The organism is Microcoleus sp. T3_A4 (assembly GCF_036700465.1).
In the GTDB taxonomy this organism is placed as follows: domain Bacteria; phylum Cyanobacteriota; class Cyanobacteriia; order Cyanobacteriales; family Microcoleaceae; genus Microcoleus.
Map to the genome: position 1 here is coordinate 1 of NZ_JAUBOY010000038.1, position 21876 is coordinate 21876.

A 21876-nucleotide genomic window follows, 5' to 3' on the forward strand; every position below is an offset into this window, starting at 1 on the left:
AAACTTATATTTAACTCTGCTTGAATATATCGTGAGCTCCTGTTCTTAGTTTGCGATCGATTATTCAGCAAACCCTACATTGAAAGTGTTAGGGGCTTTGATCAGAGTGAGACTATGTTTGACAGCTTAAAGGTAGTTTATCCACTACTTTATCAATAATCCCATACGCCTTAGCTTCCTGGGCAGACATGAAAAAATCTTGAGCGGTATCGACTAGGATTCGCTCCAAGGGTTGACCAGTAAGATTTGCTAATAACTGATTGAGTTGTCTTTTCAAATGGAGAATTTCTTTGGCCTGATTTTTCATATCTGTTCCCTGCCCCTGAGCACCCGCAAAAGGTTGATGAATCATAATTCGCGAGTGACGTAAGGCAAAACGTTTTCCCTTTGTACCTCCAGCCAACAGTAGACTTCCCATAGAAGCCGACAGACCCATACCGACTGTTACAACATCGGAGCGAAGGGATTGCATAGTATCATATATAGCCATACCCGATGCTACTGAACCCCCAGGGGAATTTATGTATAGATAAATATCTTTTCCTGGTGCTTGAGAATCTAGGTAAAGCAATTGAGCTACAACCGTCCTTGCCAAATCATCATTTATAGGTTGACTAATGATTACAATCCTTTTCTTAAGTAGTACCTCAATAGTTTTCTTATCCGAATTACAGATAGCTCTGTTTGTAGTAGAGGTATTTGGAGCCTGAGCTAGTTCTAAACTTATTTCACCCCGCTTTAAAATATCACCCATAGCTCTATCAGGATTGAAAACAATAACAATACCAGTAAAAATGGGATAGGCAAATAAAAGAAAGTATCTAAAATGCTTCTTCTTAATTAAGCTGCTCATACTGCAAAACCTTTTGAAATTATCAACGTTGAGTCCATCCCAGTCATTTTTTAGCCATAACAGTTGACTATTTTGTGTATTCTTGCAGTTTTTGGAATCTCTTGTGCCTGCTAATTCATTGGAATAATGCAGCCTAACGACTAAGCTCACCCGCCGCCGGAAGCGAAGTGATGAACTAACGAAGCTGTAAGCGGTCGGGTGCAGCGCCTTGTTGTGCTGCGGTTGTGCGGTTGCATAGGTTTTACTTGAACTGAAACACGCCGATTTAGCTGGTTGCCTGAAATCCTTCATGGAACATGACGTTGCCCTGTGGATAGTGGCCATCGAACGAGAGAGCAAAAAATACTTCATGTGGCACACCGTCCAGAACAAGCCCGACTATATTCTCAAATCCAAATTTCTTGTAGTAGTTTGGATGCCCGACCAGACAGCAACCTTTAGCGCCTCCCTGCTTGAGGCGCGATAGTCCTTCCTGAATCAGAGCTTTACCAATACCTCTGCGCTGATACATTGGCAGCACAGAAACCGGGCCGAGTCCGTACCAATTAGTGGTGCCATCGGAGATAGTCACAGGAGAAAAGGCAATATGACCAACAACATGACCACCTATTTCTGCAACTAACGATAAAGCCAACACCCCTGCGTCACGAAGGGCTTCGATTATGAACTGCTCCGTGTGGTTGCTGATCTCTAAGGACATGAAAGCTGCAACCGTCACGGAGCTGATGTGGGGAATATCATCAAATGTCTCATCTCTTATCAGAATCTCTTGTGTTGTCATAGCAATCGCTCTCCATGACGTGGTTCGGCCGACAAGTGCTTTAGGAAGCGCTTCCGGATCTCTCTTGCTCCAGTTTGATTGTTTAGTTCCGTATGTGCAACCCAACTGTGCGCCGCAGCACAATTTATAATTGTATCGCGGTTGCGGTACAATACTGTATATAGTCTAAAAGTACCGCATATCGATGATGTATCTCAACCCCTTCTTGCTCCCCATCAGAATCTCCTTTCCTCGATTTAGTTCGCCGCACGATTCGACTCAATTACTTAAGCCGTCGCACTGAAAAAAGCTATCTTTATTATAGTAGTGAAAAGTCAACTTTATGGGTGAAATAGAGTCGATCTAACACCCTCGGCGATCGGACTGATATAATCATCCAAATATATAATTCTGATGGAACCGGAAACGATATTATTTATCTAACAGGATTTAAGCTATGTCTCGCCTGTCTTCCGGCCTACTGTTTGTTTTTTTATTGCTATTTCCCTCGACAACCTTCGCCCAAATCATTCCCGATAATACCTTGGGCCCGGAAAGTTCGCGGACAGTTCCCGATACTATCAATAACATACCCTCAGATAGAATCACTGGCGGCACAACTCGCGGCGTTAACCTATTTCACAGCTTGCGCGAATTTAACATCCCTGAAGGGCGGGCAGCTTATTTTGAAAATCCTAGCGGAATTACCAACATTTTCACCCGCGTTACGGGCCCAAACTCTTCAAATATTTTAGGAACTCTGGGAGTTTTAGGCAACGGGAATTTATTTTTAATTAACCCAAAAGGGATTATCTTCGGGCCGAATGCGCGGTTAGATTTGCGCGGTTCGTTTATCGGTTCAACCGCTGACAGTATTGTGTTTAATAACGGCGTTGAATTCAGCAGCACCAACCCACAACCATCCCCGCTGTTAACCGTTAATATTCCCGTTGGTTTAAGATTTAGAGACAATCCCGGTGCAATTGTCAATCAATCGACGGCTGTAGGAAAGGTAAACCTCCCAGCCTCTGCTGTGCCAATCCCAATTAGCGATCGAGTGGGTTTAGCAGTAGAACCAGGTCAAATTTTAGCACTGATTGGCGGCGACATCCAACTCCAAGGCGGCAATTTAACGGCCAGCGGCGGACAAATTTTACTCGGTAGCGTCGCCAGTCCCGGTTTAGTTAATTTTGCACTAACCCCTGCTGAGCAACAGCACGGTAATTTAACTGTTAATTATGACAATATTCAGAACTTTGGCAATATTCAAATATCGGATGGAACACTGATCAACACCAGCGGAATTGGTGGCGGCAGAGTAGAGTTAAAAGGTGGAAATGTCGCCCTCAGCGGTGCGCGAATTTATGCGCTGACACTGGGAAATATTGATGGTAGAGGTATCGATATCAGCGCCCAACAGTTGCGAGTGGAAAACGGAACGCAATTTTCTACCATGACTCTAGGAGATGGTGCAGGAGGAAATATCAACTGGCGTGCTGCTGATTCAGTAGAAATGATCGGGCTGGGAGTTGAGGGCTATCAAGAGGTTGCAATTAAATATTTGGTATCGGGAACTACAGACCCCTTTGACCCGGTAATGATGCTGTTTAATGCTAGTGCTGGTGCTGGTTCGGGGGGCGATATTACGATCGACACTGGCCGCCTGCTCTTCAACAATGGGGTAGTAGGTAGCGGTATCACTTTTGGCGGTGGAAGGGGCGGAAATTTAATCATTCGCGCCAATACTTTTGAGATGGTGGGTTCTGGAATTAACAACGGGACAGCTAAAGAAAGTACCGGTGCGGGAGGAAGCATTAGTGTTGATGTCGCGAGATTAATTATGCGCGACGGTTCTATTCTCGGTACGACGAGTTACAGCAGCGGCCCGTCAGGGAATATCAACATTAAAGCTGCTGAATCAGTAGAATTGTCTAACACCGGCCCGAGAACAGTTGTGTCAACCGGAATTAGCACGCTGAGTATCGGCTCAAACGGAAGGGCGGGGAATATTAACGTCGATACCAAGCGGTTGAGTCTCTCTGGGGGTTCTGCGTTTACAGTAGGAACGGGTGTGTTAATTGGCAGGTTTTTGTTTTCTCAGGAGGGCGGGCCTGCTGGAAATTTAACAGTTACGGCTAGTGAATCAGTAGAAATTTCAGGTATTTCTCAACTTTTGACCAGCGGAATTCAGAGTGCTAGTGCGCTGAGTTCTGGAACTTTGAGCTCTAGTCGGGGCGGGGATATTCGCATTGATACGCCAAGCCTAACCGTGCGGGATGGGGCGGTAGTTTCTACGAGTTCTTTGGGTGTAGGAGATGTGGGGAATATTACTGTTAATGCCGATCGCATTGAGGTCAGCGGCAGCGGAAATAATGGTCTGTTTATCAGTACAATTGATGCTTCGGTGGGCAAGATATTTGGTACTAATCCTGATGCTACGGCAAATGCCGGTTCGTTGAATCTGAATGCCGATCGATTAATTGTCAGAGATGGAGCTACAGTGACGGTGCAGGCTACGGGAACCGGACGCGCTGGTAATATCAATATTGTCGCAAATTCGATCGCTCTTGATAACAAAGCGATGATTGACGGCACGACTATATCCGGTACAGGAGCAAATATTAACCTGCAAGCGCGAGATATCCAATTGCGCCACAACAGCCGAATTACCACGGATGCAGGCACTTCTGACGGCGGCAATATCAACATCAACAGCGACATTCTTGTCGCCCTCCCGCAAGAAAACAGCGACATCACAGCCAACGCCCGCACAGCAGGCGGCGGCCGCGTAAATATCGATGTTCCCAATGTCTTCGGTTTTACAGCAGCGAGTCGCGAACAAGTCAGAAGCAGGTTGGGGATCAGTGACCCCGAATTTGCAGCGTTGCAAGTAAGTCCTACTTCTCTAATTCCTAGCAGCGACATCGCCGCGATTTCCCAAAGTGGCGGCGCGGCTTTGCAAGGGGCGGTAACATTTAGTTCTGTTGGAGTGAATCCCGTTCAAGGTTTAGTGGAACTGCCGCAAAATGTGATCAATCCGACTGCGTTAATTGCTGCAAATCCCTGCATCCAAGGGGCCGAGAACGAGTTTACTGTGACGGGGCGGGGGGGATTGCCACCAAGCCCTCACGAGGTTCTCAGCAGCGCAGAAGAACCGTTGCCGTGGGTGGAACCAGCGGTAGGTGGAAGTCAGCACATAGAAGGTCAAAGAGCATCCATAGAAGTTCGACCAACAGAAATTATGCCCGCTCAAGGTTGGGTAATGGACGATCGAGGACAAGTAACGCTGGTAGCCTATAATTCTGGTGGTGGTGCATCTTTTCGCAGTCCGAAATCGACGAGTGTTTGCGTACCTCGATAGGTACTCTTCAGGTTTTAGCTAATCCCTCGCTATTTTTATAATATTAAATTAACCCGATTTAAAAGATGCAGTGCCAATCTTCTGCCCTATTTTTTGCATTCTTACTGCTGTTTCCGGTCCCGGCGATCGCCCAAATCATCCCCGATAATAGCTTGGGTGCAGAAAGTTCGCGCACAGTTCCCGACACTATTAATAACTTACCCTCGGACAGAATAGAAGGCGGTGCAACTCGCGGCGTTAACCTCTTTCACAGTTTACGCGAATTTAACATCCGTGAAGGGCGGGGAGCATATTTTGCCAATCCCAGCGGAATCACCAACATATTCACCCGCGTTACGGGTGGCAATCCTTCTAATATTTTAGGAACTCTGGGAGTTTTGGGAAACGGTAACTTATTTTTAATTAACCCAAAAGGAATTGTTTTCGGCCCCAATGCTCGGTTAGATTTGCGTGGTTCATTTTTAGCAAGTTCTGCTGATAGCGTAGTTTTCAATAATGGCTATCAATTCAGCAGCCGCAATCCCGAATCAGTACCGCTGTTAAATGTCAATATACCTATCGGTTTAAATTTTCGAGAAAATCCCGGAAAAATCATTAACAATTCAGCAGCACCAGCCTTGGCTTTACCACAATTACCTCCGGGAATCCCGCCGATTTTCAATCACATGGGCGCTTCAGTTGCTCCCGGACAAACTCTCGCTCTAGTGGGAGGAGATATTGAATTAAATCAGGGAACACTCACTGCATCAACCGGACAAATCTTGCTCGGTAGCGTCGCTAGTCCGGGGATGGTGGGATTGGGGGCAACGCCATTTGGATTAAGTTTAAACTATGACAATATTTCCAACTTTGGTAATATTGAAATAACCAACGGCTCACTGATCAACACCAGTGGAATTGGTGGGGGCAAAGTGGATATTCGAGGTGGAAATGTCAACCTCAACAATGGGCGAATTTATGCGCTGAGTTTGGGAAATATCGATGGCAGGGGTATCGATATTAACGCTCAACAGTTTCGGGCCCAAGGTGGAACGCAAATCTCCACACTGACAGCAGGAAGTGGTGCAGCGGGCGCTGTCAATATCCGTGCTACCGATTCAGTAGAAATGAACGGAATTGGATTAGATAACTATAGAGTGTTTGGTGGTAAATATACGGTATCTGGCTCTTTCGACCCTTTTGACCCACAACTTCTGCTGATAACTGGCACTAATAGCATGGGAGCCGCCGGAAACATCACGATCGACACGGGACGATTGCTGATGGACAATGGAAGCGCATTGACTACCACCACGTTAGGCGCTGGCAACGCCGGAAATATAACCATCCGTGCCGGGGTTTTAGATATGCTCGCTTCTGCAATCCACAGCGGCCCACTTTTGGGGAGTACCGGTAGGGGAGGAAATATCACCTTTGAGGGAAAACGTTTAACCGTAAGCGATGGTGCTAGTGTGATCAGCCTCACCCGCGGTGAAGGAGGAGCGGGGAATATCAACATTAAAGCTTCGGAATCAGTAGAAGTGCTGCGGACTCCCACTGGAAGTCCCGTAGCAAGTTTAATTGGCTCAACTGCCAGCGGTGTGAATGGGGAAGCTGGGGACATTAATATCGACACGAAGCGGTTGAGGATTTCTGAAGGAGGCGGGATTAGTTTATCTAGCGGAGCAGTTGTGGGCAACCAACCGTTGAATACAACTGGGGGGCCCGGAGGTAATTTAACAGTTAGGGCCACTGAGTCAGTAACAGTCGAGGGTATTTCTGGAGTTTTGGCGAACGGCAGTCGGAATCCCAGTTTCATCTGTGCTGATGCCAATACTGCTAATCGGGGAGGGAGTATCAACATTTCTACACCTGTACTGACTCTCCGGGGTGGGGGAGTTATTAGCACTGCATCTTTAGGCAGCGGAGAAGCGGGAAGCATCACAATAAATGCGGGTCGTGTAGAAGTTATTGGGAATGGGGGTCAAGGTGAATTTAACAGTCAAATTCAGACTTCCGTTGGGATTGCCTCTGAGCTTATAGATCCTAATGCTACGGCTAACGGAGGTTCGTTAAATCTCAATGTCGGGGAATTGATTCTTCGCAATGAAGGAACACTCAATCTGCAAGCTTTGGGATCGGGACGGGCTGGTAACATTAACGTGAAAGCAGATTCAATTTCCCTTGACAACCAAAGCAGCATTGACGGTAGAACTGCATCCGGTCCCGGAGCAAATATTAACCTCGAAGCACGAGATATCCAGTTGCGCCGAGGCAGCAGAATTACAACGGATGCAAGTATTTCTGAGGGTGGTAATATCAACATTAAAAGCGATATTCTGGTCGCCCTCCCCAATGAAAATAGCGATATTACGGCTAATGCGCGATCGGCTGCCGGTGGTCGGGTTAATATTAATGTCCCCAATGTTTTTGGGTTTACCTCAGTCAGTCGCGAACAGGTGCGAGCGACTTTGGGATTAACAGATGCTGAATTTGCAGCGTTGCAAGTAAGTCCGACTTCTCTAATTCCTACCAGCGATATTGCGGCTATTTCCCAAAGTAGCGGCCCGGATTTGCAAGGTACTGTAACATTTAGTGCTTCTGGGGTGAATCCTGCTCAAGGTTTAGTGGAACTGCCGCAAAATGTGGTCGATTCGGCTGCGTTAATTGCTGCAAATCCCTGCAGGCAAGGGGCCGATAGCGCATTTACCGCTACTGGGAAAGGAGGAGTGCCAGCAAGTCCTAATGATGTTCTCAGCAGCAATTCTAGCCAGTTTAATTGGGTGGAACCAGCGGTAGGTGGAAGTCAGCACATAGAAGGTCAAAGAACTCCCATAGAAATTCCACCAACAGAAATTATGCCCGCTCAAGGTTGGGTAATGGACGATCGAGGGAAAGTAACGCTGGTAGCGTATAATTCAAGTAATGGTGCATCTCTTCGCAGTCCGAAACCGACGGGTGTTTGCGTACCTCAATAGGTAATCTTCAGGTTTTAGCTAACCCGTCGCTATTTTCCTCATCCTAAATTAACAGGAATCAAAAGATGCCCCGCCAATCTTCCGCCCTATTTTTTGCATTCTTACTGCTGTTTCCTTTCCCTGCGATCGCCCAAATCATCCCCGATAATAGCTTGGGTGCAGAAAGTTCACGCACAGTTCCCGACAGGATTAATAATTTACCATCGGACAGAATAGAAGGCGGTGCAACTCGCGGAGTAAATTTATTTCACAGTTTACAACAATTTAACGTGGGTGAAGGCAGAGGAGCCTATTTTGCCAATCCTAATGGGATTGCGAATATTTTTACCCGCGTTACGGGTGGCAACCCTTCTAATATTTTAGGTGTGTTGGGAGTTCAAGGAAATGCCAACTTATTTTTACTCAATCCCAAAGGAATCGTCTTCGGCCCCAATGCTCGGCTAGATTTGCGCGGTTCATTTTTAGCAAGTTCAGCAGATAGCGTAGTTTTCGATAATGGCTATCAATTCAGCAGCAGCAATCCCCAATCACTACCGCTGTTAAATGTCAATATACCTATCGGTTTAAACTTTCGAGAAAATTCCGGAAAAATCATTAACTCTTCAGCAGCACCAGCCTTGAGTTTACCAGAGTTACCTCCAGGGCTCCCGCCGATTTTTAATAACCTTGGCTTAGCAGTGCAGCCCGGACAAACTCTCGCCCTAGTGGGAGGAGATATTGGATTAAATCAGGGAACACTCACTGCATCAACCGGACAAATTTTGCTCGGTAGCGTCGCTAGTCCGGGGATGGTTGGATTGGGGGCAACGCCATTTGGATTAAGTTTAAACTATGACAATATTTCCAACTTTGGTAATATTCAAATAACCAACGGCTCAGCGATCAATACCAGTGGACTCGGTGGTGGCAAAGTCGATATTAGAGGGGGAAATGTCAACCTCAACGGTGGGCGAATTTATGCGCTGACTTTCGGAGATATTGACGGTAGAGGCATCGATATTAATGCCCAAAACTTTCGGGTCGAAGGTGGGGCGCAAATGTTTACGCTGACAGTAGGAAATGGTGCGGGAGGTGCTGTCAACATCCGCGCTACCGATTCAGTAGAACTGATCGGGATTGGAGACGAACTCTATAAAGTGTTTGCTGGTAACTATACGGCAACTGGATCGATCAACCCTTTTGACCCACAAATTCTGCTGCTCTCTGCCACTTCTGGCGCTGGAGCAGTAGGAGACATCACGATTGATACCGGACGGTTATTGATCGACAATGGAACTGTGCTTGGTACCCCCACATTAGGTAGTGGAAATGGGGGAGAAATTATCATGCGTGCCAGGACTGTGGATATAGCCAGTTCAGCAATCAATAGCGGCACAATTACGGGGAGTACAGGCACAGGAGGAAGCATTAGCATTGAGGCAGAACGGTTAAAAGTGCGTGATGGATCGGGTCTGATCAGCATCACTCGCACTGAAGCAGCATCTGGGAATATCAACATTAAAGCGAATGAATCAGTAGAAGTGCTGCGGGCTCCCGAGGGAAATCCTGTCCCAACCTTGATCGGCACAACCGCAGTCGGCACTAATGGGAAAGCAGGGGATATTAATATCGACACTAAGCGGTTGATTATCTCTGAAGGAGGCGGAATTAGTTTATCTAGCGGCTCGGTTGTGGGCAACCAACCCTTGAATACAACTGCGGGGCAAGGAGGTAATCTAACAATTAAAGCTACTGAGTCAGTAACGGTAGAGGGTAGTTCTGAAGTTTTGGCGAATGGGAGTCGGACTGCTAGTTTCATCTCCGCTGATGCCTACTCTGCTAGTCCCGGAGGGAGTATGAACATTTCTACACCCGTACTGACTCTACGGGATGGGGGAATTATTTCTACGGCATCTTTAGGCGCAGGAGATGCGGGCAGCATTACGATTAATGGGGGTCGTGTAGAAGTTATAGGTAATGGGGGTTCAGGTGAATTTAACAGTCAAATTCAGATTTCCGTTGGGATTGCATCTGGTGTAATCAATCCCAATGCTACGGCGAATGCAGGTTCGTTGAATCTGAATGTCAGGCAATTGATTCTTCGTAATGGGGGAACACTCAATCTGCAAGCATTGGGTTCCGCAGGGGCTGGTAACATTAACGTGAAAGCAGATTCAATTTCCCTTGACAACCAAAGCACCATTGACGGTAGAACTGAATCCGGTGCCGGAGCCAATATTAACCTTGAAGCACGGGATGTCCAGTTGCGCCGAGGCAGCAGAATTACAACTGATGCAGGTAGTTCTGGTGGCGGTAACATCAACATTAAAAGCGATATTCTGGTGACTCTCCCCAACGAAAATAGTGATATTACGGCTAATGCGCGATCGGCTGCCGGTGGTCGGGTTAATATTAATGTCCCCAATGTTTTTGGGTTTACCTCCGTCACTCGTGAACAGGTGCGAGCGACTTTGGGATTAACAGATGCTGAATTTGCAGCGTTGCAAGTAAGTCCGACTTCTCTAATTCCTACCAGCGATATTGCGGCTATTTCCCAAAGTAGCGGCCCGGCTTTGCAAGGTACTGTAACATTTAGTGCTTCTGGGGTGAATCCTGCTCAAGGTTTAGTGGAACTGCCGCAAAATGTGGTCGATTCGGCTGCGTTAATTGCTGCAAATCCCTGCAGGCAAGGGGCCGATAGCGCATTTACCGCTACTGGGAAAGGAGGAGTGCCGCCGAGTCCTAATGATGTTCTCAGCAGCAATTCTAGCCAGTTTAATTGGGTGGAACCAGCGGTAGGTGGAAGTCAGCACATAGAAGGTCAAAGACCATCCCTAGAAATTCGACCAACAGAAATTATGCCCGCTCAAGGTTGGGTAATAGATGAGCAAGGAAAAGTAACGCTGGTAGCGTATAATTCAAGTAATGGTGCATCTCTTCGCAGTCCGAAATCGACCGGTGTTTGCGTACCTCAATAGGTAATCTTCAGGTTTTAGCTACCCGCTCGCTATTTTCCTAATACTAAATTAACCAGACTTAAAAGATGCCCCGCCAATCTTCCGCCCTATTTTTTGCATTCTTACTGCTGTTTCCTGTCCCTGCGATCGCCCAAATCATCCCCGATAATAGCTTGGGTGCAGAAAGTTCGCGCACAGTTCCCGACAGGATTAATAATTTACCATCGGACAGAATAGAAGGTGGTGCAACTCGCGGAGTAAATTTATTTCACAGTTTACAACAATTTAACGTGGGTGAAGGCAGAGGAGCCTATTTTGCCAATCCTAACGGAATTGCGAATATTTTTACCCGCGTTACGGGTGGCAATCCTTCTAATATTTTAGGCGTCTTGGGAGTTCAAGGAAATGCCAACTTATTTTTACTCAATCCCAAAGGAATTGTCTTTGGTCCCAACGCTCGGTTAGATTTGCGTGGTTCATTTGTCGGTTCAACTGGTAGCGGAATTCTCTTTGATAATGGGTTTGAATTTAGTGCAGCTAATTCTAATGCAGTGCCATTGTTAGCGATTAATATTCCTGTGGGTTTAAGATTTAGAGAAAATCCCGGCACAATTGTCAACTCTTCCCAAACAAAGGCTCCTACATCCGCCTTACCACCACTACCCATAGAAATTCCTGCTTTTGAAAAACTCGGTTTAGCCGTAGACCCCGGTCAAACTTTAGCATTAATTGGCGGTGACATTCAACTCCAAGGAGGCAATCTAACTGCTTATACCGGACAAATTCTTCTGGGTAGTGTCAATAGTCCAGGTTTAGTGCAATTTGAACCAACAGCTTTAGGTCTGAATTTAAACTATAACAATATTCAGAACTTCGGCAATATTGAAATGAACGGTGCATTTATAAATACCAGCGGATTAGGAGGTGGGAAAGTCGATATTCGAGGTGGAAATATTAATCTTAATGGTTCAGGAATTTATGGACTGACACTCGGAAATATAAATGGTAGAGGCATTGACATCAATTCCCAAAACTTGCGAGTAGAGGGGGGGTCGCAAATTTTCGCCTCCACATTAGGAGAGGGGAGAGGAAGCGATATCAACATCCGCGCTACTGACTCAGTAGAAATGATCGGGTTGGGAATTGAGGGCTATCAGCAGCTTACAGAAAATTTTCAGACATCTGGAACAGGCAACCCCTTTATTTCGCAAATTGTTCTGTTTACTAGCGCTATTGGCAGTGGAGCAGCCGGAGATATTAACATTGAAGCCGGACGGCTGTTGATGAGCAATGGGGTAGTGGGCGGTGCCCCCACCTTTGGTGCTGGGGATGGCGGAAATCTGACTATCCGCGCCAACACGGTCGAACTCGTCAGTTCAACGCTCTATAACGGAACAACGAACGAAAGCACTGGTCAAGGCGGAAACATCACTGTTGAAGCCCAACGGTTAATTCTGCGCGAGGGCGGTGCGTTTGCCAGCTTCAGCCTTAGTGATGGAGCATCGGGGAATATCGCGATTAAAGCGAGTGAATCTGTGGAATTATCGGGTAGTCTTCCTGTAGGTCTAGGGCAAACTCGGCTCGGCACGAATACTTTTGATGGGAATGGAAAAGGTGGGGATATTAGCATCGACACTAAGCGGCTGAGTGTTTCTAATGGAGCCACAATTAGTTTAACGACGGGTGCAATTTTTGGCGAAGTCGTGTTTTCTACAAGTGGGGGGACGGGAGGAAATTTAACTGTGAGAGCCTCCGAGTCTATAGAAGTGAGCGGCGAGTCAAGATTTTTGGAGAATGCGGGCTATGTAGCAAGTTCTTTTGTTACTCAAACTGCAAGTTCTGGTAGAGGTGGAGATATCCGCATCTCAACACCTAAACTAACTGTGCAGAATGGCGGGGTTATTTCTGCGGCTTCTTTGGGTATAGCAGATGCAGGAGATATTACAATTAATGCCGATCGCTTACAAGTGCAAGGTATTGGGAGCAACAGTGGGTTGAGGAGTGGAATTGAGGCCTCGGTTGGTAGGGCGTTTAATGCTGTAAATCCCACTGCTAGCGGCAATGCAGGCTCGTTGAATTTGAATGCTAATCAATTGATTCTTCGGGATAGTGCAGTTGTTAATGTTCAATCTTCAGGAACAGGTAGAGCGGGCAATATTAACGTTGTAGCTAACTCAATTTCCCTGGATAATAAAAGCATAATTGATGGCACGACTGTCTCTGGTACAGGGGCAAATATTAACCTGCAAGCGCAAGATATTCAGTTACGGCGCGGCAGTAGAATCACCACGGATGCAGGTATTTCTGAGGGCGGTAATATCAGAATTAATAGCGATATTTTGGTAGCTTTACCGCGAGAGAATAGTGATATTACAGCTAATGCTCGCACAGCTAGGGGCGGACAAGTTACGGTCAATGTACCAAATATCTTTGGCTTTACAAGCCTTAACCGCGACCAAGCCAGGATTAGTTTAGGACTGACTGATGATCAATTTGCAGCGTTGCAAGTAAGTCCGACTTCTCTAATTCCTACCAGCGATATTGCGGCGATTTCCCAAAGTAGCGGCCCGGCGTTGCAAGGTACTGTAACATTTAGTTCTTCTGGGGTGAATCCTGCTCAAGGTTTAGTGGAACTGCCACAAAATGTGGTCGATTCGGCTGCTTTAATTGCGGCAAATCCCTGCACGCAAGAGGCCGAGAGCGCATTTACCGTCACTGGTAAAGGAGGAGTGCCACCTAGTCCTAATGATGCTCTCAGCACCGCTCCAGCGCCGTTTCCTTGGGTAGAAGAGGCAGGAAGAAATGCAACGAGCAATGTAGAGGATTTAACCGATGTAACCGATCGAGGGAAGAAGAAGGAAGAAGGGGAAATCCCCGATCGGGAAGTTGTTCCGGCGCAAGGTTGGGTGGTGAATGCGAAAGGAGAAGTTACGCTTGTTGGATATAATCCGGGTAATGCTGCTGACTCTCGCAATCCTCGACCGGGTTCTGTTTGTGTGCCGCGTTGAAATTAGGTTCTTTTAACCGCAGATGTAGGCGGATTAACGCGGATTAACGCAGATCAAGAATAAGATGTATTGGGGTTAATTAGTATGTGTGTCTGCCGCTGTAATTTTATTTTCTAAATATGAAGTTTACCCGATCGCTCCGGCAAGTAATTCTGTTATTTGTGATTTCCTGTCTGCTAGCAGTTGCGATTCCTCCCGGAGTTGCTCAGGTTAATCCACCACCAGCGGTGCAGCTTGTCCGACAAGCTCGAACTCTGTACCAAGAGGAACGTTTTTCGGAAGCTGTACCGCTATTGCAGCAAGCGGCGACCCAGTTTGAGGCAAAAGGCGAAAATCTCGATCGCGCCACAGCTTTGAGCAATTTAGCTGCAACCTATGGGCAGTTGGGGCTTTGGGAACAAGCAGAAAAAGCTGTAAATTCGAGTTTGTCGGCTGTGCGAACACAAGCCAACACTCGCGAACAGCAGCGGATTTTGGCTGAAACTCTCAATATTCAAGGACAGTTGCAACTTGAACGGGGGCAGCCTCAAGATGCGATCGAGATTTGGACGCAAGCTGCTAAAATTTTCGAGCAAATTGATAGAAAACCCCAACTTTTTCAGGTTCAAATTAATCAAAGTCGGGCTTGGGAAATTCTCGGACTTTACCCCAGAGCTTGCAAAATGCTGTTAGCTTCTTTTAAGCTGGATAACCAAACTTGCGAAGTTTCGGCAGCGGGTTTGGAAACTTTGAAAAATCAGCCTGTTTCTCTCGAACAAGTCCGGGCAATTCATGCTTTAGGGCGGGTATTGCGGGTTTTGGGACAACTGGAACGATCGCAGGATGTGCTTTCGGTGGGACTCGAAGCAGCCCAAAAATTAGGTAGCCGGCCAGAGGAGGCTGCAATTTATCTCAATCTGGGCAATACGGTACGGGCTAAAAGCAATAAACCGGGTTTGACACCAGAACAGCGGGGTGATTGGGAACGCTTGGCCCTAGAGTATTATGCTCGATCGATCCAGGCGATCCCGAATCAATCGCCCCTACAAATTCAGGCAAAGTTAAACCAATTGAGTTTGTTGCTCGATCGCCAAGATTGGTCGGAAGCAGAGGCTTTGTGGCGTTCTCTCGAACCTCAAACCGATAAATTTGGGTCGAACCGCGCCGGACTTTACGCTCAAATTAATCTAGCTCAAAGCTTGATGAAATTAGCTCAGTCGCCTGCGAAAACTTTGAGTTTAAGCGAGATTGACACAATGCTCGATCGCTCTGTCGAACGAGCAAACAGTTTGGGCGATAAACGCATACAAGCTTATATTCTGGCAGCGAAAGGCAAACTATCGGAAATCCAACAGCAGTATCAGAAAGCGGAAAATCTCACAACTGAGGCTTTGAGTTTAGCACCGGCGTTTCAATCTCCCGATATTGCTTACCAATTGTTTTGGCAACTGGGACGGATTCGGAAAGCTCAGGGAAATACAGAAGGGGCGATCTCTCAATATACTCAAGCTGTGAATGTATTGTCTTCTCTGCGGGGCGATTTGGTGACAGTCAATCCCGAAGTGCAGTTTTCGTTTCGGGAAAGTGCCGAACCGGTTTATCGGGAATTAGTCGGGCTGCTGTTGCAAGAGGAATCTCCCAGTCAAGCTAAATTGAAACAGGCGCGCCAAACGGTGGAATCTTTGCAGTTGGCGGAATTGGACAACTTTTTTCGGGATGCTTGCGCTGATGCTAAACCAAAGTCGATCGAGGAAATTGATCCGACAGCGGCGGTGATTTATCCGATTATTTTGAGCGATCGTTTGGAGGTAATTTTGTCAATTCCCGGCAAACCTCTGCGCCGCTACGCTACTAAGAAGTCTCAAGCTGAGTTGGAAACTGCCTTCAGACAAGCCAAAAATACCATCAGGCCTGCTTCTTTCCCCCGCAACAGGAGGCCTCCCGTTGAACAGGTTTACGACTGGTTAATCCGTCCCGCAGAGGCGGATTTGACCGCCGCCGGGATTAAAACCCTGGTATTTGTGCTCGACGGTTATTTGCGGAATCTGCCGATGGCTGTGCTGCACGACGGTGAAAAGTTTTTGGTAGAAAAATACAGTATTGCTTTGGCGCCGGGATTGCAATTGCTGGCACCGAAACCGCTGAGCAAAGTCAAGTTAAAAGTGCTCACCGCTGGCCTCTCCGAAGCGCGTCAAGGCTTCTCGGCTTTGCCGGGGGTGAAGGAGGAAGTTCAGCAAATTGCAGCCGAGATGCCGGCGAGTTCGCTTCTGAATGAAGATTTTGTCAGCGGGCGGTTGCACGATCGAATTAAAGCTTTGTCTTACCCGATCGTCCATTTGGCAACTCACGGTCAGTTTAGCTCAAATGCAGCGGATACTTTTATTGTGACTTGGGATCAGAAAGTGAATGTTAAGGAGTTCGATCGACTGCTGCGAGCCCGCACTGGGGAGAGACAACAGCCGATCGAACTTTTGGTTTTGAGCGCTTGCGAAACTGCTTCGGGCGATAACCGCGCGGCTTTGGGTTTGGCGGGCGCCGCAATTCGATCGGGTGCCCGCAGCACCGCCGCCACCCTTTGGCAAGTCAACGACGAATCTACAGCTATCTTTATGACTGAGTTTTACAAACAACTGGCTTCTTCTAAAACCAGCAAAGCTGAAGCCCTCCGCAACGCTCAATTAACGCTGCTGAAAAACCCACAGTATCAAAATCCCTATTTCTGGGCGCCTTTCGTGCTTGTGGGGAATTGGCAGTAATTTTAAGATGGGCATGGGGCATCGGGCATTGGGCATCGGGCATCGGGCATTGGGCATTGGGCATGGGGCATGGGGCATGGGGCATGGGGCATCGGGCATCGGGCATCGGGCATGGGGCATGGGGAATTGGGCATCGGGCATCGGGCATCGGGCATGGGGCATGGGGAATTGGGCATCGGGCATCGGGCATCGGGCATCGGGCATCGGGCATCGGGCATCGGGCATCGGGCTGGCAGTCAACTGTCAACTGACAACTGACAACTGTCAACTGTCAACTGTCAACAGTCAACTGTCAACAGTCAACTGTCAACAGTCAACAGTCAACTGTCAACAGTCAACTGTCAACAGTCAACTGACAACTGACAACTGTCATTTGCAGTTGGTTTTTTGTTAAAGTTTGTAAACTGTTAAGAGTGCTTTTTGCATCTAATATTTTTTCGAGGAGTCCCATGAAGCAACTTTTGATTGCTGAGCGCTTTTGCTTAATTGCCCACGTCTTGTCAATGGCTTTTGGATTGGCAGGGTTGCTGCTGATTTTACCCCGTCCCGAATTGGTGATGAGTTTGCCACCAGCAGGGCAAACTCTATTCCAGTGGGGGATGGCTGGGGGTGGAGTAGTTTATATCATCTTTGGTGCTGCAGCGGTTGCTCTCTATGCCTTGCGGACGTTGGGTTGGGGTGCAACTCTGGCTTTTTTACTGCCTTCTGTGTTTTTGTCCTTGAGTAGCGAGTTGCTGGGAACGAGTACGGGTTTTCCCTTTGGCCACTACCATTATTTGAGCGGTTTGGGCTACAAAATTGCAGGGCTGGTTCCGTTTACAATTCCCCTCTCGTGGTTTTATCTGGGACTGGTTTCATACATAATTGCTCGCGCTGGAGTAGCGGTTGGTAAAGGTGAACTCAATTGGGTGCGCCAAATAGGGGCGATCGCCCTTGGTGCTTTGCTGCTAACAGCTTGGGATTTTGTACTAGATCCGGCGATGAGTCAAACTTCTGTGCCTTTTTGGGAGTTTGAGGAACTTGGGGCTTTCTTTGGGATGCCTTACCGCAATTTGGCTGGCTGGATGGGCACGGGGGCGCTATTTATGTCTGTAGCAGCTTTCTTGTGGAGAAAAACATCGATTAAATTAGAGCGATCGGAATTGGGTTTGCCCTTAATTGTTTATTTGGTAAACTTTGCTTTCGGAGCAATTATCACTGTAGTTTCCTTGGATTCTCGGTTCTGGTTCCCGACATCGCTAGCGGTGCTTCTGGGTGTAGTTCCGGCGATCGCGTTAAGCTGGATCGCTAAACCCGCAACAGGTGACGTAACCGAAACAATGCCGTCTTTGGATACATCTGTTATCACGGCTGAAATTCCACCTCAGCCCGTGGGCGTTTTGCGTAAGTAAGTTGCTAGCGAGCAACTGCGGCTGATTTAGCAAAAATTTACACTAAATTTTGAGCTAGTTTAAAAACCCGGTTTCTACAAGAAACCGGGTTTTTCAGTGGCGATTTTTTCATGCCCAATTCCTGTAATATGTTTGAGGCAAAAATTTTATTAAATTTTTAAATTGATATCAGTTACCAAAAAAATCAACTGTAAATAAGCTCCCAACCTATATCCCGTCAGTCATTCCCAATTATTCAATTATTCAATAGTATGGTTTTGCCGATCGCCCCTCACCTGTTCTCCCAACCGCTGACAACCATCATCCCTGTCGCACTCCTGCTGCTACAATTGCCCGCCGCAGCCCTTCTGATGTCGCGTTTGATTAAAGGCCCATCGCGTATCCCGCCCCTGGAACCCGATTCGCCGACGCTGGATTTGTTAGGTTCTTGTACGGCGGTAGTACCGACTTTGAACGAAGCCGATCGCATTTCGCCTTGTTTGGAAGGATTAACCAGCCAAAGTTACGAACTCCGAGAAGTAATTGTGGTTGACAGCTATTCGGTAGACGGAACCGGAGATTTAGTCAAAGCAGCCGCCCAAAAAGACCCCCGGTTTCGCTTGATTAACGACGATCCGCTGCCGGCGGGTTGGGTTGGGCGTCCGTGGGCGCTGAATGCGGGTTTTTTGGCAAGTTCCGAGAAGTGCGAGTGGATTTTGGGCATAGATGCGGATACTGTGCCGCATCCGGGCTTGATTGCGAGTTTACTCAAAACGGCGAAAGCTGGAAATTACGATTTGATTTCACTCTCGCCGCAGTTTATCCTCAAATATCCGGGGGAGTTGTGGCTGCAACCTGCTTTGTTAATGACTTTGGTTTATCGGTTCGGGCCGACGGGGACTGGCGGGGATGTGCCGGAACGGGTGATGGCGAACGGTCAGTGTTTCTTGTGTAAGCGCGAGGTTTTGGTGGCATTAGGGGGCTATGAGGTCGCGAGGGGTTCTTTTTGCGATGATGTGACTCTGGCTCGCTATGCGGCTGCTAAGGGCTTTAAGGTGGGCTTTTTGGATGGGGCAAAAGTGTTGAAGGTGCGGATGTATGAGGGGGCGATCGAGACTTGGAATGAATGGGGTCGATCGCTCGATTTGAAAGATGCTGCTTCAAGCGGTCAAATTTGGGGCGATTTGTGGCTGTTGCTTGCGGTTCAAGGTTTGCCGGTGCCGATTGTGTTGTGCTATTTGCTGTTTGGTTCGCTGCCGCCGGTTGGTGTCTTTCCGCACTTTTGGCTGTTGGGATTGAATGTATTTTTGGTTGCAGTGCGATCGGCTTTGTGTTTGGCGATCGCACCTTCCTACGATACAACTGGGGCATCGGGTAAATGGCTGTTTTGGCTGTCACCTTTGGCCGATCCGTTGGCGTTTTTGCGAATTCTAATTTCTGCGTTGAATCAGCCTACTCAGTGGCGCGGTCGAAAGTATGAATAATCATGGGAACGCAAGCCCTAAATAAGTCGCTTATTTTGTGGGATGGGCATCCTGCCCGTCCCGATTTTGCCCAAATTTTACTCAAAAATCGCCCCATTTAACGAAGTTTTTCTTAAGTCTACTCTAGCTAAATTTACACTTCTTAAATCAGTACCTGTTAAACAAGCATTGCTTAAATCTGCATAACTCAAATCAGCACCTCTGAGATTAGCATCAGATAAATTTGCTCCTGATAAGTTCGCCCTCACAAGTTGCGATCCACTCAAATTGCTGCCACTCAAATTTGCCGATTGCATTTGTGCTGCCATTAAGTTGGCTTTGCTTAAATTAGTGTCGCTGAGGTTGGCAAAATTCAATTTAGCATAACTCAAATCAATGTTTTCAAAGCAAAGTTCGCTCAATTGCGCGCATCGCAAGTTAGCATTAATAAAAAACCTGTCTCCAATCCCATAGCGGCGCAGCAATTCGTCAACTTCCAGCCGAATTAAAACGGGTTCGCAAGTATTTTGGTAGCACCAGGATGTCTCCAGCAAACGGGCGGCTGCTTCAATTGCTACCTTGTCGCATTTAGAGAGCACCAAACTATTGCACCCATCCCATTCACCGTTGAGCATGAATGCCATCTCAGAAGCTGCTGCACTTGAGTCGCATAACAAAACAGTTTCTGGTTTGGGTTGCAGCCAGTTCATTAAACCGATCGAGCTGTTGTTTTTCACTGTAGATTCAGGATTTGTGCGTCTTTCTTAATTATAGGTAAAAATATTGCAAACAGTATGGACAAATTCGCTGCGGCTTCAGAGAATGAATTAATTGTGTTTGGTGCAGCCAGACCAGGATACCGCGATGCAGAACTTGCTCGGTGGATTGAATTTATGCAGGGGCATAATATTAAGCAAGTTTGCTGCTTGCTTGCTCAGACGCAACTCATCCGCTACACTGATTTACTGGGAACATATCGGAAAACATTTGGGTGCGATCGAGTTTGCTGGGCGCCGATTGCAGACTTTGAATTGGTCGATCGCGATATTTTAATCGATCGCATATTGCCGTTCTTGGAATCTGCAAATAACCAAGGCGAACGGGTGGTAGTTCACTGTTCTGGGGGGATCGGACGTACAGGACAGGTTTTGGCTGCTTGGTTGGTCAGCGCGCGGGGATTGTCTAACAAACAGGCGATCGCAGCAGTAAAAAAAACTGGCAGAAATCCCTATGAAGCAGCAATCGTAGCTTGTTTGAAAGGTCGAAACCCCTGGCTAGTCGTTGAAGAACTTAATGCTCTCTTAGAGGATTGTCGCCTTGCTGCGAGGAATGATATATAGCACTATAGCAACTATATATATGTGCTAATTGCGTAAGTGTTAAAAGATTTAAAAGACTCGGCTTCCTACGATCGAACTCAGGCATTGAATAAATGGGTGTTTTGGCTGTCACCGTTAGCCAATCCGCTGGCGTTTTTGCGAATTTTATAGAATAAATAACGCACTTACAGCAGCGCAAGATCTTTGAAGCAACGGCGCGTTAACTCGATTCTTGCAGGTGCGTCATTTGGGTTGCGGATGTAAATGTTTGTAGCAAAAAAATAAGCTTTTTTATTCTTCTCTAAATAACCTACATACCAGCCAATTTGAGGCTTTGTTTGTTCTCCAAAATTTGCCCATCCTGTTTTTGCCCTAATTGTGTAATCGGGAGTTTGTTCAACAATTATGATGTCTTTCACCAGAGACAGCGATCGCTCCGAGAAGGGTAAGTCATTTTTGTAGAGACGGCGGAGAAATTGAATTTGCTCGTTGGGTGTGATTCGCAGTTCTCCCTCTAACCAGAATTTGTCAATATCGTCTTTGTTACCGATTTTTTGATTGCCATAACCGACTTTAGCTACCCATTTTTGCATTTGCTCGTGTCCGACTCGGCGGGCGAGAACTTGGTAAAACCAAACGGCGGAAAGTTTCATGGCTTCTCGCATATTCAAGTCTCGATTCCAGGCTGGAATTTGCCTTTGAATTCCATCCCAAGTTAGCACGGCAAGCTCATCTGAAATTACCCCGGTTTCTAAAGAAATCAGAGAGTTGAGAATCTTAAATGTAGATGCGGGTAAAAAAGCTGTGGCGTTACGCTGCGGGTTGTGTTGATAAAGCCGATCGCTATTCAAATCGTAAATTGCGATCGAGCCTTCAACTCCTCGTTCTTGAAAGTGCCGTCCAAAATTCATTGTCTGAGCAACATCTCCTCCGCGTCGTGGAGATTGTTGCACTGGAGGTGGCACGGTTAAGGCTGATTGCGGTGGCTGAACTAAAACAGAAATAATGCAGCCTAATACAATTAAAATAACAGCGATCGCACGAGATATTGGGTTCATAAACTTCGATAATTTAGCCAAATCACAGGCAGTAATGTCACAGGGGCGATCGACTT

The 21876-nt window shown here is 47.1% G+C and carries 13 protein-coding genes; 9 read left to right on the forward strand and 4 right to left on the reverse strand.

Annotated features, from left to right (window positions below; translation table 11 throughout):
- Positions 1-112: 112 nt before the first annotated feature.
- Both QUA07_RS20940 and QUA07_RS20945 read right to left on the reverse strand, forming a co-directional pair.
- Positions 113-853, reverse strand: coding sequence for an ATP-dependent Clp protease proteolytic subunit (locus tag QUA07_RS20940; RefSeq protein ID WP_333328710.1), 741 nt, complete (start codon positions 851-853; stop codon positions 113-115).
- Positions 854-1118: 265 nt separating this feature from the next.
- Positions 1119-1634 (reverse strand): N-acetyltransferase, encoded by a 516-nt coding sequence (locus QUA07_RS20945; RefSeq protein WP_333328713.1) that lies wholly within the window; start codon positions 1632-1634, stop codon positions 1119-1121.
- Between the two features lie 436 nt (positions 1635-2070).
- Between QUA07_RS20945 and QUA07_RS20950 the strand changes: the two genes are divergently transcribed.
- The 8 genes from QUA07_RS20950 (at position 2071) to cruG (ending at position 19464) form a co-directional block, all read left to right on the forward strand.
- Entirely contained in the window at positions 2071-4974 is a 2904-nt protein-coding gene (locus QUA07_RS20950; RefSeq protein ID WP_333328716.1) for a two-partner secretion domain-containing protein, read from the forward strand.
- Positions 4975-5039: 65 nt separating this feature from the next.
- Positions 5040-7931, forward strand: a complete 2892-nt coding sequence (locus QUA07_RS20955; RefSeq protein WP_333328718.1) for a two-partner secretion domain-containing protein — start codon at positions 5040-5042, stop codon at positions 7929-7931.
- A gap of 65 nt (positions 7932-7996) precedes the next feature.
- On the forward strand, positions 7997-10888 hold the full coding sequence (locus QUA07_RS20960) for a two-partner secretion domain-containing protein (RefSeq protein WP_333328722.1): 2892 nt from the start codon (positions 7997-7999) through the stop codon (positions 10886-10888).
- Positions 10889-10953: 65 nt separating this feature from the next.
- A complete protein-coding gene (locus QUA07_RS20965; protein WP_333328725.1) occupies positions 10954-13875 on the forward strand; it encodes an S-layer family protein in 2922 nt (973 codons plus the stop codon).
- A gap of 119 nt (positions 13876-13994) precedes the next feature.
- Entirely contained in the window at positions 13995-16610 is a 2616-nt protein-coding gene (locus QUA07_RS20970) for a CHAT domain-containing protein (RefSeq protein WP_333328728.1), read from the forward strand.
- 13 nt (positions 16611-16623) lie between these two features.
- Entirely contained in the window at positions 16624-17004 is a 381-nt protein-coding gene (locus tag QUA07_RS20975) for a hypothetical protein (protein WP_333328731.1), read from the forward strand.
- Between the two features lie 55 nt (positions 17005-17059).
- A complete protein-coding gene (gene cruF, locus QUA07_RS20980; protein ID WP_333328734.1) occupies positions 17060-18001 on the forward strand; it encodes a gamma-carotene 1'-hydroxylase CruF in 942 nt (313 codons plus the stop codon).
- Positions 18002-18252: 251 nt separating this feature from the next.
- A complete protein-coding gene (gene cruG, locus QUA07_RS20985; protein WP_333328738.1) occupies positions 18253-19464 on the forward strand; it encodes a 2'-O-glycosyltransferase CruG in 1212 nt (403 codons plus the stop codon).
- 77 nt (positions 19465-19541) lie between these two features.
- Here cruG and QUA07_RS20990 read toward each other — a convergent pair whose 3' ends face one another.
- Positions 19542-20180 carry a pentapeptide repeat-containing protein gene (locus QUA07_RS20990; protein ID WP_333328741.1) on the reverse strand — a complete coding sequence of 213 codons (639 nt, stop codon included), beginning with the start codon at positions 20178-20180 and terminating at the stop codon, positions 19542-19544.
- Positions 20181-20237: 57 nt separating this feature from the next.
- On the opposite strand from QUA07_RS20990, the gene QUA07_RS20995 reads away from it, so the two are divergent.
- A complete protein-coding gene (locus QUA07_RS20995; RefSeq protein ID WP_333328744.1) occupies positions 20238-20783 on the forward strand; it encodes a phosphatase domain-containing putative toxin in 546 nt (181 codons plus the stop codon).
- A gap of 164 nt (positions 20784-20947) precedes the next feature.
- Here QUA07_RS20995 and blaOXA read toward each other — a convergent pair whose 3' ends face one another.
- Positions 20948-21820 (reverse strand): class D beta-lactamase, encoded by an 873-nt coding sequence (gene blaOXA / locus QUA07_RS21000; protein WP_333328747.1) that lies wholly within the window; start codon positions 21818-21820, stop codon positions 20948-20950.
- Positions 21821-21876 lie beyond the last annotated feature (56 nt).